Raw genomic sequence first — 13,715 nt, 5'->3', positions numbered from 1 at the left:
GATGAAAGACAAATCTTTCTGACGTCTCCTGAGATTTGTCCTTAAGACCCTCGATGAAAGACAAATCTTTCTGACGTCTCCTGAGATTTGTCCTTTTGACCCTCGATTGAAAGTCAAATCTTTCTAGCGCCATTCAGACAGGTTTAGTTAAATATAGAGAGAGTGTCCGAACAAAAGAACAATCAATACAAAAACCAGCTTTTATAAAAAAGTATAAATAATTCAATTCATCATAGAGTTTTATAACGGCCAAGATTAAAGGGGGGGTTTATTTGCTTAAATTAGTGTTCATTATTTTACTCGTTCTTCTTGCCATTACTATACTCTTCTTTATCTTAACAAAAAATAAGCAGGGAATGATTCGGACTTATTCTATTTCAACTTTTTTAGGAACAAGTACTGATGATGATTTTCTGGGACCAAAACAATCTATCACCGAAAAAATTAATAATTTTTTCAATGATAATCAAGATGAGGATGATAACATAGACGATGGTGGTGATGACACCGGAGAGTAGCAAAAATGCTGAATCGGGCGTATCGATTCAGCATTTTTGTACCTATCTTTTTGTCTAACTAAATTCCTTAATGAAATTATTAAATTCCTTTATAAATAGTTCTGATTCCTCTAGGAATGGATAATGATTGGTGGGTTACACAAATCGGGTTTCCCTCACCCTTAGTAAATACTTCAAACGTTCCACGAGAGGTTTCAACTAACATCTGATTCCAACAGTTCATATTTGAGACTCCTAATTTTCTTTAATCTATAAACATAATTTTTTAATTACATCTAAATTCAACAGTATTCTATTCTCGAATACATTTCTCCTCTACATTATAAGAAAATAAAGAATGAAAAGATGATTAGGGTTTGATAATAAGTATCAAAAAGGAGGGATTATGATGGATGGAAAATACAATACAAATGATGATGCAAACGTTGAGATGAAAAAAGCGCTAAGCAAAAGTAGCCCTAGAAAGAATCCAAATATGAGTGAAGCAGAATTTAAGATGAAATATCAAGGGAAGAAGCCAATTTAATCATAAGAGGGGCAGGTTTTTCTGCCCTCTTAATTTTCTTATTCATCATTAAATTTAGGTTTAATAGCATCGATTATTAGCGATGGAAATAATAATTTATCCCCTTGGTTCCTAGGATCAAATCTTTTCGAACGAAAAATAACTCCATCTTTCCCATCCCATTCATTGAAAAGGAAGTTGCCGTTCTCATCGCAATATTCGAGTAAATTCACTTTATACCCGGCCGTTTCAAACATTTTAGATAAGGTTTTATAGTTATGTACAATCTTATGACTTGCAGCAGGATGATCTTTTGGACCAGGACCACCTACTTTAACGATATTTTGGTACTCCTCATTTGGAAAGAATCCATCTGGAACAGCACAACGTATGTAACCTGAAGGCTTCAGAAAATCAAAACAAAGTTGTGCAGCCCTTACACCTTCTTCGTAGGTTAAATGTTCCCAGACGTGTTCAGCTAGAATAGCCGTTATAGAATAATGATCAAACCTGCCTTTCCAAGTATTAATATCGATTAAATTAAGTTCATCTTCCTGTGTATGAATCCAACCAGGATTATTATTGTACTCCCCTGCTCCAATCACAACTCTGATTTCCTCTTTTCTATTTCCCACTGGTTTCTCTTCTATTTTTTTCTTTTTAATTTTTGCTTCTGCTTTCTTTTTATTTTCAGAAACCCGAAATTTAACAATTTCACTAATTACTCCATATGGCAACGGCTTGTCTTTAGGAAACTGAACGGCACCTTTTGAACTTTTAAATTCGGATAAATCATGTTTAAAAGCTTCAATTCCGCTTGGAGCCGGATAAAATCCAATGTGATTTTTATTGGCCGCAAAATGAACTAGATTACCATGTAAGTAAAAAGTCGGCATTTGGTAACTTATTTTTTCTACTGCCTCTGGTGCTGACTCCTTTATTACATTCCTTATCTTTTGTAGTATTTCTTGAACTTCACTCGGAAATTGTAAGATGTATGCATCAATAGAATTTATTGTTTTATTTGCTTCCATGATGGCTCCTATCCTTCTCAAATTAATCCATTTGGAAATTTTATAGTTCTATCCAGAATCTTTTAACAATATTTCCATCTTCTTCGATAAAATCTGAATCTGGAATACCACCATTATTTATAATCGTTTTAAAGGACCCTGTATTATCTTCATCACATACAACAAGTGCTTTTCGTATTCCCAACTCTTTAGCTTTTTCAATCGATAATGACAATAATTTAGTTGCAAATCCTTTCCTTCTCTCTGAAGGTCGAATACCGTAGCCAATATGACCGCCTCTATTCAATAGAAACGGTGTTAATTGATGTCTAATATTCACAGCACCAACTATTCTTTTATCCTGATTAATTAACCAAAAAGTTGAGTCAGGAACCCAACCTTCTCGCAGATTATGTCCTTGTTCATTATCTTTTAAAAATTGGACCATTTCCTCAAAGTCTGACGGATCCTTTTGAATCACCCAAGGTACCATATCTTCTTTGCTATCTACCCATTCTTTATAGAATGAGAGGTATTCATCTTTCAACTCTATTGTTGGTTTAATCAAGGATAGATGATCGCTAGATTCCATTAATAGTCTTTCATATGTTACAGTTCCATCCTGTATCTTCAAAAGAAACACATCCGGATTTTTTAAACTTCTCCAATCTTCAAAGCCGAACTGATGTTGATAATGATTTAAAAGTAAGGAAAGTAAATTTCCATGTGTGACGATGACAGTATTTAGCTTCTCACTTTTCAGAACTTCCTCCATAACGGTAATGATTCGTTTCTTTGCTTCACTACTCGATTCGCCGCCTTCAAATTTCAATTCAAAATCATCAAAGGTAGCTCTTAGTTTTACAAGCCAGTCCGCCAGGTTTTGGGAACTAAGTACACGTTCTGTTAACAGCTCATTTTTTTCAATTTCAAGATTCATTCTTTTTGCAAGTGGTTCTACCGTTTGAACAGCACGCTTATATGGACTAGAGATTATGCGGTCTATAGGGATATCTCTAAAGAATTCAGATAATTGGTTGGCTTGTTGAAAGCCATTGTCTGTTAGAGGTGCTTCTGCCGGCTGCCCCTCAGCCTCACAATGCCTAATAAGATAAATTTTCTTCAATCACTTCCACTCCTATTCTTCAAAAGTCTTTCTGAATCCGTAAAATGGGCGATAGCCCTGACCTTCATAAAAAGTATGAGAGGTACTTGAAGCAAGCAGTTCCATTCTTGTACTTGGATATTGAGCATGGACGTATCGAAGTAGTTCTCTCCCGATACCTGTTCCACGGTAATTTTTGTCAATTAACAATTCACAAATATATAAAGTGATACGTGTATCCGTAAAACCTCTAATATACCCCACAATTCCATCGTCTTCTGCTTCCACAACTAACGATACATTTGAATGTTTCCATGCCTCTTTTGTCTCTTCGTTCTTCTCAACTAAGTTACTCCAGCCTTCCTTCTGGTTTAACTCTTGAATTCTAGTAAAATCATCTTCCTGGTACTGCCGAATACGAATGTTCTTCATTAGCTACATCTCCCCGTTATAAGAAACAAAATGATCACCATTTAATATCGGAACACTTTGATAGACATTTAACCTGCTGCAATGCTCTACGTCTGCTGCAAATCCTCGTTCACGTAATTCCCGGCCGCTTCCACTATCCCAAATAAGTGCATCTAATTTTGGCTTCGCCTGCAGGAATGCACCCAAACATACTTCTGCTTCTGGTGATTTTTCACCTTCCAAATAAGATAAAATAGCGCCTGCACCTAAATAATCCTCCATAGCAGGACGAAGGGTATCTTCCTCTTCTCGCCCACTACTCCATTGTTCACCACAAGGGATCACTGTGATATTTGCCTTCGTTTTTAATTTTAGTTGATTAGCTGCGGAAGCAACTTGAGCAGCATTTAATAAAGATCCAACAAAAAGTGCTTTTGCCTTTGAGCCAATCCAAGTACAAAAGGCACCATTTAGCGAGGAAAGTACATACTTATTATTTGAATGTTCTTTATTAAAAGTAACAGGCGATAATGTTGGCTTCCCTGCTTTTGCTGCCTCCGCTCTGCCCAAAATATATTCAGCATTCACTTTTTTTGCGTATTCTTTCCCATCCACATACGGGGGATAAGGATAAATCACCGCATTAAGGTGTAAGGCGGATACGACAGTCGATGAAAAACTGAGGATATCGACTATAATAATGATATCACCGCGTTCTGCTGCTTCTCTAGCGCCGCGTCTGCCCCATTCCATTCGGCATGCATAGGGGGATTGACTGAACAATACAATTACCACCTTTAGTTAATTTTTTTGTTTTGATTAGAAAGGACGGATATTATGCTCAAAAAATTTACGTTAAAAACAAACACCCGTGATCAAATGATAGAAATCACACAGCAGGTTGAGGCATTCATAAGAGAAGATAACCTGCGGGAAGGATCAGCTATTGTCTATTGTCCACATACCACAGCCGGGATTACCATAAATGAAAATGCAGATCCAGATGTGAAGCGCGACATGATTCGGCGCTTTGACGAGGTTTATCCTTGGCATCATGAACTCGATCGGCATATGGAAGGCAATACCGCAGCTCATATGAAAGCAAGTACCGTCGGGGCTTCACAATATGTTATTATTGCAAACGGACAATTGCTGTTAGGTACGTGGCAGGGAATCTATTTTTGCGAGTTTGACGGACCACGCACACGAACGTTTTATGTAAAAATCCTCTAACCTTAAATGATTAGCCGAAATAGTTAATTCTTTATTAGGTAGTTTTTTTCCTTCTTATGTTATCAAGATTGCAGGAAGTTTTTGTTTAAATCTACTGGATAAAGGAAATATAAAAGGAAGCATGTGGGAACCGAACAAGTTCAATTTTTACAAAGAAAGGGTTTTACGAGAATGATTGTACTGGAACGGGAACAAAGCTTTCTTATGGTAACTCAGAATGACCATGCACATCTAGCTGGAGAAATCGCCCAGAACTGCAAAGAGGATTATTTTTTTAATGATAACCATACGGAAGAAGTGCTGCTGGCAATCAAAGAACATGACCGAGGCTGGATCGAATTGGATTCGTCTCCGGTTTGGAATGATAAAACAGAGAAGCCGTACTCTTTTATTGATTATCCACTATCACTGAAAATAACTTTTTATAAAAAGGGGTTAGATGAAGTAGAAAAACTCAGCAAGTATGCAGGACTTTTATGTAGTTTGCACTACTCCTCTTTCATTCAAGATTCAAGCGAACCCGCTGTCAGGGAATTTTGGAAAGCGGAAAAACAAAGACAGGAACAGCTTTCAAAGGCATTGCAATTAACGGGAAATGAGCATAAACAAAAAGCCCTTATGTACCACTTAGATCTTTTAAAATTCTGTGATTATTTATCCCTGTTTATTAGTCTAAATGAACCTGGCGATAATAAAGGGACTCACCCATTTTTCCGCAATGGGTTTCCACAATTATTTTCGTTTGTTACGGACAAGCCAATTGTTGCTCATTGGGAAAACCGGGATACAGTTTCGCTTTCCTTCTCCCCTTTAAAGGGAGTATTGGAAGTAAATCTGCCCTATAAGGATGTAATGAAAGATCAAATTGAAGAGGATGGCATTATACAAGCATATAAGAAAACCCCTGTTTCAATTAGGAAGGTAGTTTTTAACTAGTAAAAAATGCTCTACTCCTTTATGGAGTAAAGCATTTTTTCATAAATCTTCTAATATGTTCCGACTTTGTGGATCTTCATTAAAGGTTAGAACTTCATCAACTGGCTGGTAGGACTCTCCATAGAAGTGTTGATCCTTATAGGTGTGAATCTTATTATACGTCTTTCTCATGGCGTCAAATATCAGCTCTTCAGACTCTTTATTTGGAGCCCAATAAAGAATTTCCATTTTGTTCATCTCATTTGTCGCTAATGACCTGCGCTCATACCCAATTGAATTTGCGTGTTCAAAACCTTCACGTTTATAAAAATGAAGCCTCTTCCCCGTATCACTGTCTTCATACTTAACGGGTTCCACTTCCAGAATAATCGGCTTTCCTTTTTGTTTCATTTTTTCAAGAAGCTTGTGACCAAGCCCCTGCCCGCGTGCATCTTTGGAGACAAATAGATAATCAATAAATACAAAATCCTCTAATTCAGCATACATCAAAACATGATTAGGACCTTCATCTTTATAATAAATATCTGAACGCTCTTTCAACAACGTTTCCATATGCTCTCTAGATTTCATTTCTTCAATCGGAAAATATTGGTTTAACTTCTCATACCAATGCATACCCTACTACTCCTCTGTTAAAGTGTCTTAATGAGAGAAGTATGTGTGATTTTTCCATATTTCATTCAATGATTATTATCGATCTTCTTAATATGATACAATGGTTGTTATTATCTAATATACCAAAATCAGGAGATTAAAATGAAAACTGAAAAGGATAAAATGTTGAGCGGTGAGCTCTATGACGCTGCGAATCCCCAATTGTTACAAGAACGTATAAATGCCCGAAGACTCACCAGGTTGTACAATCAAACAATCGAAACCGATGAGGAGATAAGGACTGGTCTGTTAAAAGAGTTATTCGGAACAACAGGTAAGAATATATACGTAGAACCAACCTTCCGATGCGATTATGGATACAACATCCACGTTGGCGAAAATTTCTATGCAAATTTTGATTGTGTCTTTTTAGATGTATGTGAAATTCGAATCGAAGATAATTGTTTCATTGCCCCTGGGGTTCATATTTATACTGCGACACATCCCCTTGACCCCAATGAAAGAATTACAGGGAAAGAGTATGGAAAGCCAGTGACCATTGGTCATAATGTTTGGATTGGCGGAAGAGCCGTTATTAATCCAGGGGTCAGCATTGGAAATAATGTTGTAATTGCTTCAGGCGCAGTCGTAACGAAAGATGTACCTGATAATGTTGTGGTAGGTGGAAATCCTGCAAAAATCATAAAACCAATCGAAGGGTTATGATAGGATCCCTGCCCAAGAAAACCCTTGTACAGACAAGCTTCAATCATTTCTTCCGTTGCTTTTCTGCATAGTCTCTCAATTCGGACTGCCTAAGAATTTCCTTCTCTGCCAGTCCGAATCGCAGAACTATTTCCCCAATGAAAACCCATGGAATAACCGCCCGCCATATGGCTGCAGGATATCATCCACCATCGCAATAATCTTATTTTTATCACCAGTTTTATAGAAAGCATCAAACGCTTCAACAAATTTATAAGCAAACTTCTCATCGTAGTTTTTTAATGATCGTAATATCCATTTAGAAGTACCAATCCATTGTCGGTTCGTTCTTAAGACAAATTCGCTAACCATTTCAGCAAGTGTATGGGCTATAAATATTTCTTCTGCCCGCATTATACAGCCAATAAAATCATCAAGCGCATCGGTAATAAAATAACGCTTAATTCTTATGGTTTCAGCTGACCATGCTTCGGGACCTTTCTCTAGTAAATCTCTTGCCTCTTGTTTAATAAGATCTAGGAATCCACTATCTCTTAACACGATACCCTCTGACACCATTTTAGGCAAAGAAGGTCTTGCTCGTTCACAATCACTTTTAAAAAACTCCTTATATGAAGTTAAGTTATGTACAAAAACCTCTATATTCCAGCCAAATTCAATGACTGATTCTCGATATGCAGAACTGAGGTTACTGTCAAATATCACAATATCAAGGTCAGATGTTTCGGTGGCTTCACCTCGAACGACGCTCCCTGCTAATAAAGCTCCTTGACACGACGGAAAATCATTCAAGATAAACAATTCCGCTGCTTTACATGGATCGAATCTTTTCATTTCCCTCACTCCAATTGCGCTAATTATTTGTCGCAGGCCTATATAAAATTCACAGACTGCAAATGAGTGATATCTCCTTCTAGCACAAGCTTATAACCATTATCAGCCATTTCTACAATCGTAAGACTTGTATCATGAATATAGGGAGGGTCCCATAAGGTTTCAATAGGTGTATTCTTAAAAAATGAATACAAACATTTGATAACGACTGAATGTGTAACAATTAATATATTTCCAGATTTATATTCTCTTTTTATCCGTTCTAAAACCTGAATGGCTCTTGCACGTGTTTCTTCAAACCTTTCTCCTCCAACAGTCGTAAATAGATGTGGTGTATTCCAGAATGACTCAAATTCTGTTGGATACAATTCTTTAATGGATGAATGAGTTTTTCCTTCCCATTGGCCTAGTTTAATTTCTCGTAAATTCTCATCATAAATGACAGGAATATCTCTTTCCCCTCGTATCAAGCTGGCAGTCTCTCTCGTCCTCCCGCTTGGACTTGAGAAAATAGCCGTCAACTCTGTTTCTTTCAATCTCTCACCTAAACAAACTGCATTTTTTACTCCGTTATCTGTTAGATTCGAATCAAGCCAGCCTTGCATTCTTTTTTCACGATTCCAGTCTGTTTCACCATGCCTGGTTATGTATAGCGTAATCATAAACATTCTCCCCTAATTACTTCAATTAGTTTTCTCGCTGTTCCTTTTAACTTCGTTTCATTTTCTATCACAATCTCATCATCTGAATAGAAATCAGCAAACGATTGATCCTTATATCTAGGTACCACATGCATGTGATAATGCGTTAATTCATTAAATATCCCGCCATTTTGACAAATAGTGATTCCATCTGGGTTACAGAGTTTTTTAATTGCTTTCGAAAGAAGAATAGAAGCCTTCATAATGGAAACCATAGTATTTTCATCCAGTTCTTCCGCGTCATAAACATGTTTTTTCGGGAGTATCAAAATATGCCCTTCATTAAATGGCTCGTGGTCTAAGAAACAACAAACATACTCATCTTCAAAGACAACATGAACAGGCAGATTTTTAGTTGCTAACTTACAGCCTAAGCATTCCATTTAAACACAACCTTTATATTCTATCTGATTTCACTTTAACAAAAAAAAGCCGTAACTCACGACCTTTATACTAGATTTTGAAGTGTTTCTAAAATATATAAAATAAATTGGTGTATCAACGTAAATAGTTGTGACAAGAAATAAAACAAGGGATCAAACATCACATTCATCCTTTCACAGCTGCCTGTCATATACTATGCATCGTTGGACAAGTATGAAAGTGATAAACGTTTATAATTTTACAATAAAAATGAAATAATCAACTGGCTGAAACTAACAATAATTATACTTTGGCCGAGACCGCTTACTATACCAGTTATGAACCTTAATCGATTATTACTTTCTCGAAATTGCCTTTTTTGGGTCCACCCATCCAATACCATGGGGAAATTTAATAGGATCCCCAGCCAAAGTGGAAAATATAATCCAAAGAAAAATAAAAAAGGAAAAAATAAATAACCTAATAGGATTCCCGTGCACCTTGCGCATAATGGCAGTGTATGCCCTTTTATGGTTATACTCCTAGACTTCATCCGATGGCAAGGTACAATGTCGGTCAAGACCTTCAGATTAATTACAATTTGGCCCACAGTCACAATCTGGTCCCCCGTCACAATCTAATTTCCTATCACAGTCAGGCACGCAATCAAATGTAGGACAATCTGGCGTACAATCATATTTCTTTTTACGATATTTCTTCCTTCCATAATAATATAAGATAAACAGCATTAATAAGAGCCCTGCAACTGCAGCAATTATCCCAAATACCATTTCTCCATTAATTAACAACGTAGTTCCGACCACAAAGGAAATAATCATCCCTGTCAGCAAAAGAAAAAACATCATTCCACCTTTTTCTTTAGGAAGTTCTTGTATTCTTAAACATTATAATACCAATAGTAACAACTAGCATAGGTCCTATAATAAGGTATTTAAAAACATCAGGGGTCGCTAAACAATATAAACTGAGTGGCAATGCCCATATAGAACCTATAATAAGCCATATTGGTTTCACAGAAAAACTTCCGTAACCAGTTAAGAACATTGGAAGCAAATACATGATTGTATATGATGTAAGAACATCTGGTTCTGCGCTTGTATGGGTATAAGGGTTAAAGAGTAAAATGTAACTGCAAAATAGTAAACTTCCAATTGATACGACAGTCCCAATTAATCTCATAAACTTCATCTATTCCCCTCCAAAAAAATCAAAGCTAATTATTTATATTCCATTTTTCATTAAAAAAACCTTTTCCGAATCTAAAAAGAGAGCAGCAACATTGTGCCGCTCTCTTCGCTGCTAAAATTCAGGTAGTCGATCGAGATTGTTCTCTTTTATCCCATCAGGTTCACTTCGTATAATATCTCTTCCGTATTTATGAAAAACATCAACATGGGCAATCTGGCCTGATTTTGCTTCCGTTAAAGCAGTGATGTAATCCAGTTCTCTTCCTGAGCTTGTTTTGAATGCGATAATGTCTCCATCATCGTTTTTCCTTACGGCCACGAATTCCTCTTTTCCATTAGGATTGCTTTGACCTGCCTCAAACTGAGCTTGCTGCTCACTTTGCTGCTTGTATTCCTCATAGATTTTTTCAAAATTCTTATCTTCCATAACTCCCACCTCCGAACGTATGTTAGTATTTTGCCATATATACTTGATACCTATTCAAAATACACAAAGTTGACAAAAAAGCTCATAAACAGCACGTGGTATAATTTACCTAATTGGGGGCGATTATATGGAATCAAATAAAGAAAATGTTTGGTTTTTTATTAAAGATTCTCAGCAACAAGGGCCAGTTTGTTTATTTGAATTAAAGAAGTTAATTGAACAGCGAGTTCTTTCGGGTGATACTTTCGTTTGGAACAAATCAATGAACTGCTGGCAAATGGCAAAAAGCCTGGATATTTTTTCAGAAAGTATCGTTGCCTCCTCAAGAATTCACCTTCTCCCGGATAAATTCAAAACAAAAGAAGAATATGAAGAAGCTACTTATCCAAATGGAAGACCCTATGTCCGGTACCTTGCTAGATTTTTCGACCTATCCTTATTTTCCATCACTTTTATCCTATCGGTATCTATTCTTTATCCAGCATTTATTGAGGAAACTTCCAATTTATATATATTTATCACCAGTTTACTACTCTGGATAATTGTTGAACCTGTCCTCATATCGATTTTCGGCAATACTTTGGGGAGGGCTTTCCTAAGCATAAAAATTAAAAGTGTGAATGGTGAAAAACTAAATTTCACAACTGTGTTTAAGCGAAGTTTTTTCGTTAATATATTAGGTATGGGATTCGGTATCCCGATTGTTAATTTTATTTGTTTCTTCTTTTCTTATCGTGACTTAAAAGGCCATGGAATGTCTACTTGGGATTATACAATTGGAACCGTTATTTTGTATGGAAAAGTGAGTATGTCCAGGCTTTTTATTGCTGGATGTTTACCAGTTGGATTATTAGCCGCAGGATTTTATATTTAAAGTGCTAAGAAAAGGAGCTGTCATGTTGGAGTGAAGAATGTAATGAAAATTTTTGATAAAAATCATGATCCTCGCAAAAATGGAAAACTGCTTATAGAGATTACAGGTAAAAAACTTGATGCCGCAAAGGTAATTTCAGAAACAGAGGAAATTTTCCAACAATGTAGTAAAAATGAGCCCGTCCCTCGATTACACAAAGTAATCAGAGTTCCATTTTCGAAGAAATTCACTGAGGGTCTGTTTCGGTTATTGGCCAAACCATTTAGCCTCTTGGAACCTACAAAGCTATACGTCGATTCGACCGGAAATGTATATCCTGAATGGAAGCAGAAATTGGATGCTGAATATGAAAACCTCCTGCGCACCATCACAAGGGAAGTAAATATTGAAGATTTTGGCGGGATTGGGGACGGAAAAACAGATAACACAGCTGCTTTTAAAAAAGCGCTTGGAGATGGCCGGGTAAAAGTAAAGGTGCCGGAGGGCACTTTTATCACAAAAGGTATTTACCTTCCTTCTTGGACATTTCTAGTGGGAGCCGGAAAGGGAAAAACAATCATTAAACTGCATAAGAGTGCCGCGAAGGGAACAAGATTAATTACCAATGCCAACCATTGGAAAGGAAATCATCATGTATCTGTACAGGGAATGAGTTTAGATTGGAATGTCGAAAGGCTTGGGGTTGTAAAAAAGACGAGTACGTGGGGCAATCATTCAAGCTGTCTAACCTATGCCAATGTCACCTTTGGATGGGTGAAGGATTTGGAAGCGATCAATCCGGGACTCCATTGCTTTGATATTTCCTCAACCCTGTACAATTATGCGGGAGACGGCTTTCGTGCAAAAGGTGGCAGCCAGTATGTGTGGCTTGACACCCTAAATGGATATGGTTTTGGGGATGATGGGATTACGACCCATCATAGTGATTACATACTTATTACATACTCTCATATGTGTGATCCGAGCGGACGAGCCCATCAACGTGGTGTTTCGAATTCAAATGGCATTGAAATTGATGATGGCTCAAGGAATGTAGTGTTAGTTAATAATTCTTCAGCCAGATGTTTTGGAGGCATTGAAGTAAAGGCTCATCAAAATTCGTCTGCTGCCTCCAATATTCAAATTGCAGGGCATATCTCCGTAAATGACAACCGTTCTTACAACTTCCGTCATATCGGACATCATAAAAGTACAGATACAGTGTCAAAGTCGGCATACAATATTACTGCGGTGAATCTTGCCGCCATCAGACCAATCTTTACAGATTTATATAAAGATTCCACACCTCGCGGCTTAGTGGTGTCGGGATATAAAAATGTGGTGATCAACCATTTTACATTGATTGGGGACCCTGATTACGATTATAGAAGCAACCCTATTATTGCGTTACAGTACCGAGCAAGAAATGTGGTTCTAAACAATCTTTCAGTCAGAGACTTTAAGAGTGCCAGTGCAGACATTAAGGCTTATGGAGGAAAAAATCGCGCTGATTCAATCTTAATCAATCATGTCGAGGCTCGTGACTCTGCCTCAAAAGTGATTGATATAGGTAAAGGTATACAAGATATACGAATGGAACACATAAATCAAATTTAAAAAGCGTCTAAGATATGATTATCTATGACGCTTTTCTTCTTTATCCACTACAATTTCGTCCACTAACTTTTCCGCAACTTTCCGATATAGGTTGCTCATGTGTACAAGCGAAGAAATCATAAGTACCTGTTCAAGATGGGCAGAGCTCCGATCCTCCATTTTTTCTACTTCTGCCTTTACATCGTTGACCTGTTCATTAATATGCATAGTAAAATCAGCAACATTTTTTTGAGAGAGAGCTAAATAACTATTATAAAAAGAATCAATTTCTATATCCTCTTTGATCATCCTTTTATTTAACCCATCGAGCGTTATTTGGATATCGTTAATGGATAGAGCCCCTTTTAGTTGGTAAATCAAACTAATTAAAATTAAATGTTCTTTTGAGTACTTCTTATTTTTTATTGGAAAAATGAGTTTTCCCTTGGCATAATTATTGATCATGGTTTTTGTCAAAACCTTTTCCTCTGCATTTCGCTTCGAATGTGAGAATTTGTTTTCAAATAACTGAATTACTTGATCCATATACAAGTCAATATTCGGTATTTCATCTAACGAAAGGTTTGTTTCCAGTCCAAGCTGACCAAGTATTTCTTTGATTTTTTCCATGATAAAAACTCCGATCCATGTTTAATCTGATTAACATTATATCGTAACAATTATCCGTTGAC

General features: G+C 36.8%; 20 protein-coding genes and 2 pseudogenes. 7 read left to right on the top strand and 15 right to left on the bottom strand.

Features of this window, described 5'->3' with window-relative positions:
- Positions 1 to 272 precede the first annotated feature (272 nt).
- Entirely contained in the window at positions 273 to 518 is a 246-nt protein-coding gene (locus BANA01_RS22745) for a hypothetical protein (protein ID WP_034677426.1), read from the top strand.
- 79 nt (positions 519 to 597) lie between these two features.
- On the opposite strand, the gene BANA01_RS29685 is transcribed toward BANA01_RS22745, so the two are convergent.
- Entirely contained in the window at positions 598 to 741 is a 144-nt protein-coding gene (locus BANA01_RS29685) for a hypothetical protein (RefSeq protein ID WP_411834635.1), read from the bottom strand.
- Between the two features lie 165 nt (positions 742 to 906).
- On the opposite strand from BANA01_RS29685, the gene BANA01_RS29680 reads away from it, so the two are divergent.
- Positions 907 to 1,044: a hypothetical protein gene (locus BANA01_RS29680; RefSeq protein WP_169803738.1), complete on the top strand. Its 138-nt coding sequence runs from the start codon at positions 907 to 909 to the stop codon at positions 1,042 to 1,044.
- A 38-nt stretch (positions 1,045 to 1,082) separates the two neighbouring features.
- On the opposite strand, the gene BANA01_RS30045 is transcribed toward BANA01_RS29680, so the two are convergent.
- The 6 genes and pseudogenes from BANA01_RS30045 to BANA01_RS29670 all read right to left on the bottom strand — a co-directional run bounded on the left by BANA01_RS30045 (position 1,083) and on the right by BANA01_RS29670 (position 4,335).
- A complete protein-coding gene (locus BANA01_RS30045; RefSeq protein ID WP_034677438.1) occupies positions 1,083 to 1,658 on the bottom strand; it encodes a class I SAM-dependent methyltransferase in 576 nt (191 codons plus the stop codon).
- Between the two features lie 72 nt (positions 1,659 to 1,730).
- Positions 1,731 to 2,057, bottom strand: a pseudogene (locus tag BANA01_RS30040) (iron chaperone); the annotation flags it as partial.
- Positions 2,058 to 2,097: 40 nt separating this feature from the next.
- The gene (locus BANA01_RS22735) at positions 2,098 to 2,628 is read right to left on the bottom strand and encodes a GNAT family N-acetyltransferase (protein ID WP_034677439.1); all 531 of its coding nucleotides are present in this window, start codon (positions 2,626 to 2,628) and stop codon (positions 2,098 to 2,100) included.
- Between the two features lie 21 nt (positions 2,629 to 2,649).
- Positions 2,650 to 3,162: pseudogene (locus BANA01_RS29255) on the bottom strand (histidine phosphatase family protein); the annotation flags it as partial.
- 12 nt (positions 3,163 to 3,174) lie between these two features.
- On the bottom strand, positions 3,175 to 3,573 hold the full coding sequence (locus BANA01_RS29675; RefSeq protein ID WP_034677427.1) for a GNAT family N-acetyltransferase: 399 nt from the start codon (positions 3,571 to 3,573) through the stop codon (positions 3,175 to 3,177).
- Positions 3,574 to 3,576: 3 nt separating this feature from the next.
- On the bottom strand, positions 3,577 to 4,335 hold the full coding sequence (locus tag BANA01_RS29670; RefSeq protein ID WP_034677428.1) for a 2-phosphosulfolactate phosphatase: 759 nt from the start codon (positions 4,333 to 4,335) through the stop codon (positions 3,577 to 3,579).
- Positions 4,336 to 4,389: 54 nt separating this feature from the next.
- On the opposite strand from BANA01_RS29670, the gene BANA01_RS22720 reads away from it, so the two are divergent.
- Together BANA01_RS22720 and BANA01_RS22715 are read left to right on the top strand one after the other, a co-directional pair.
- Positions 4,390 to 4,785: a secondary thiamine-phosphate synthase enzyme YjbQ gene (locus BANA01_RS22720; protein ID WP_034677429.1), complete on the top strand. Its 396-nt coding sequence runs from the start codon at positions 4,390 to 4,392 to the stop codon at positions 4,783 to 4,785.
- Between the two features lie 123 nt (positions 4,786 to 4,908).
- Positions 4,909 to 5,721, top strand: coding sequence for a DUF3891 family protein (locus tag BANA01_RS22715; RefSeq protein WP_052106451.1), 813 nt, complete (start codon positions 4,909 to 4,911; stop codon positions 5,719 to 5,721).
- A 39-nt stretch (positions 5,722 to 5,760) separates the two neighbouring features.
- On the opposite strand, the gene BANA01_RS22710 is transcribed toward BANA01_RS22715, so the two are convergent.
- Positions 5,761 to 6,336, bottom strand: a complete 576-nt coding sequence (locus BANA01_RS22710; RefSeq protein ID WP_034677430.1) for a GNAT family N-acetyltransferase — start codon at positions 6,334 to 6,336, stop codon at positions 5,761 to 5,763.
- Between the two features lie 141 nt (positions 6,337 to 6,477).
- On the opposite strand from BANA01_RS22710, the gene BANA01_RS22705 reads away from it, so the two are divergent.
- Positions 6,478 to 7,041 (top strand): maltose acetyltransferase domain-containing protein, encoded by a 564-nt coding sequence (locus BANA01_RS22705; protein ID WP_034677431.1) that lies wholly within the window; start codon positions 6,478 to 6,480, stop codon positions 7,039 to 7,041.
- Between the two features lie 126 nt (positions 7,042 to 7,167).
- Here BANA01_RS22705 and BANA01_RS22700 read toward each other — a convergent pair whose 3' ends face one another.
- The 6 genes from BANA01_RS22700 to BANA01_RS22675 all read right to left on the bottom strand — a co-directional run bounded on the left by BANA01_RS22700 (position 7,168) and on the right by BANA01_RS22675 (position 10,574).
- On the bottom strand, positions 7,168 to 7,875 hold the full coding sequence (locus BANA01_RS22700) for a nucleotidyltransferase domain-containing protein (RefSeq protein WP_034677432.1): 708 nt from the start codon (positions 7,873 to 7,875) through the stop codon (positions 7,168 to 7,170).
- A gap of 38 nt (positions 7,876 to 7,913) precedes the next feature.
- Complete coding sequence (locus tag BANA01_RS22695; RefSeq protein WP_034677433.1) at positions 7,914 to 8,537, bottom strand: histidine phosphatase family protein; 624 nt, start codon at positions 8,535 to 8,537, stop codon at positions 7,914 to 7,916.
- Positions 8,534 to 8,959 carry an HIT family protein gene (locus BANA01_RS22690; protein ID WP_034677434.1) on the bottom strand — a complete coding sequence of 142 codons (426 nt, stop codon included), beginning with the start codon at positions 8,957 to 8,959 and terminating at the stop codon, positions 8,534 to 8,536. Before BANA01_RS22690 ends, BANA01_RS22695 begins: the two co-directional genes overlap by 4 nt.
- Before the next feature lie 239 nt (positions 8,960 to 9,198).
- Positions 9,199 to 9,492 carry a DUF2085 domain-containing protein gene (locus BANA01_RS30795; RefSeq protein WP_082799639.1) on the bottom strand — a complete coding sequence of 98 codons (294 nt, stop codon included), beginning with the start codon at positions 9,490 to 9,492 and terminating at the stop codon, positions 9,199 to 9,201.
- A gap of 37 nt (positions 9,493 to 9,529) precedes the next feature.
- Positions 9,530 to 9,805 carry a hypothetical protein gene (locus tag BANA01_RS22685; protein ID WP_157411870.1) on the bottom strand — a complete coding sequence of 92 codons (276 nt, stop codon included), beginning with the start codon at positions 9,803 to 9,805 and terminating at the stop codon, positions 9,530 to 9,532.
- Positions 9,806 to 10,259: 454 nt separating this feature from the next.
- Positions 10,260 to 10,574 (bottom strand): DUF3892 domain-containing protein, encoded by a 315-nt coding sequence (locus BANA01_RS22675; protein ID WP_034672539.1) that lies wholly within the window; start codon positions 10,572 to 10,574, stop codon positions 10,260 to 10,262.
- A 127-nt stretch (positions 10,575 to 10,701) separates the two neighbouring features.
- Between BANA01_RS22675 and BANA01_RS22670 the strand changes: the two genes are divergently transcribed.
- Both BANA01_RS22670 and BANA01_RS22665 read left to right on the top strand, forming a co-directional pair.
- A complete protein-coding gene (locus BANA01_RS22670) occupies positions 10,702 to 11,448 on the top strand; it encodes an RDD family protein (protein WP_034672541.1) in 747 nt (248 codons plus the stop codon).
- Positions 11,449 to 11,490: 42 nt separating this feature from the next.
- Positions 11,491 to 13,044 carry a glycosyl hydrolase family 28-related protein gene (locus BANA01_RS22665; RefSeq protein WP_034672543.1) on the top strand — a complete coding sequence of 518 codons (1,554 nt, stop codon included), beginning with the start codon at positions 11,491 to 11,493 and terminating at the stop codon, positions 13,042 to 13,044.
- Between the two features lie 18 nt (positions 13,045 to 13,062).
- Here the strand turns inward: BANA01_RS22665 and BANA01_RS22660 are convergent, their stop codons facing one another.
- Positions 13,063 to 13,653, bottom strand: coding sequence for a DUF1836 domain-containing protein (locus tag BANA01_RS22660; protein WP_034672545.1), 591 nt, complete (start codon positions 13,651 to 13,653; stop codon positions 13,063 to 13,065).
- Positions 13,654 to 13,715 lie beyond the last annotated feature (62 nt).

It is taken from the genome of Neobacillus niacini NBRC 15566 (genome assembly GCF_001591505.1).
GTDB lineage: Bacteria > Bacillota > Bacilli > Bacillales > Cytobacillaceae > Neobacillus > Neobacillus niacini.
This window is presented reverse-complemented; position numbering and strand designations above follow the sequence as displayed.

Coding starts and splice junctions, on each gene's coding strand:
- BANA01_RS29675 (WP_034677427.1), bottom strand. CDS start 3,573: ATGAAGAACATTCGTATTCGGCAGTACCAGGAAGATGATTTTACTAGA.
- BANA01_RS22705 (WP_034677431.1), top strand. CDS start 6,478: ATGAAAACTGAAAAGGATAAAATGTTGAGCGGTGAGCTCTATGACGCT.
- BANA01_RS22710 (WP_034677430.1), bottom strand. CDS start 6,336: ATGCATTGGTATGAGAAGTTAAACCAATATTTTCCGATTGAAGAAATG.
- BANA01_RS22700 (WP_034677432.1), bottom strand. CDS start 7,875: ATGAAAAGATTCGATCCATGTAAAGCAGCGGAATTGTTTATCTTGAAT.
- BANA01_RS22720 (WP_034677429.1), top strand. CDS start 4,390: ATGCTCAAAAAATTTACGTTAAAAACAAACACCCGTGATCAAATGATA.
- BANA01_RS22660 (WP_034672545.1), bottom strand. CDS start 13,653: ATGGAAAAAATCAAAGAAATACTTGGTCAGCTTGGACTGGAAACAAAC.
- BANA01_RS30795 (WP_082799639.1), bottom strand. CDS start 9,492: ATGAAGTCTAGGAGTATAACCATAAAAGGGCATACACTGCCATTATGC.
- BANA01_RS22735 (WP_034677439.1), bottom strand. CDS start 2,628: ATGGAATCTAGCGATCATCTATCCTTGATTAAACCAACAATAGAGTTG.
- BANA01_RS22670 (WP_034672541.1), top strand. CDS start 10,702: ATGGAATCAAATAAAGAAAATGTTTGGTTTTTTATTAAAGATTCTCAG.
- BANA01_RS22690 (WP_034677434.1), bottom strand. CDS start 8,959: ATGGAATGCTTAGGCTGTAAGTTAGCAACTAAAAATCTGCCTGTTCAT.
- BANA01_RS22675 (WP_034672539.1), bottom strand. CDS start 10,574: ATGGAAGATAAGAATTTTGAAAAAATCTATGAGGAATACAAGCAGCAA.
- BANA01_RS22665 (WP_034672543.1), top strand. CDS start 11,491: ATGAAAATTTTTGATAAAAATCATGATCCTCGCAAAAATGGAAAACTG.
- BANA01_RS29685 (WP_411834635.1), bottom strand. CDS start 741: ATGAACTGTTGGAATCAGATGTTAGTTGAAACCTCTCGTGGAACGTTT.
- BANA01_RS22695 (WP_034677433.1), bottom strand. CDS start 8,537: ATGATTACGCTATACATAACCAGGCATGGTGAAACAGACTGGAATCGT.
- BANA01_RS22685 (WP_157411870.1), bottom strand. CDS start 9,805: ATGATGTTTTTTCTTTTGCTGACAGGGATGATTATTTCCTTTGTGGTC.
- BANA01_RS29680 (WP_169803738.1), top strand. CDS start 907: ATGGATGGAAAATACAATACAAATGATGATGCAAACGTTGAGATGAAA.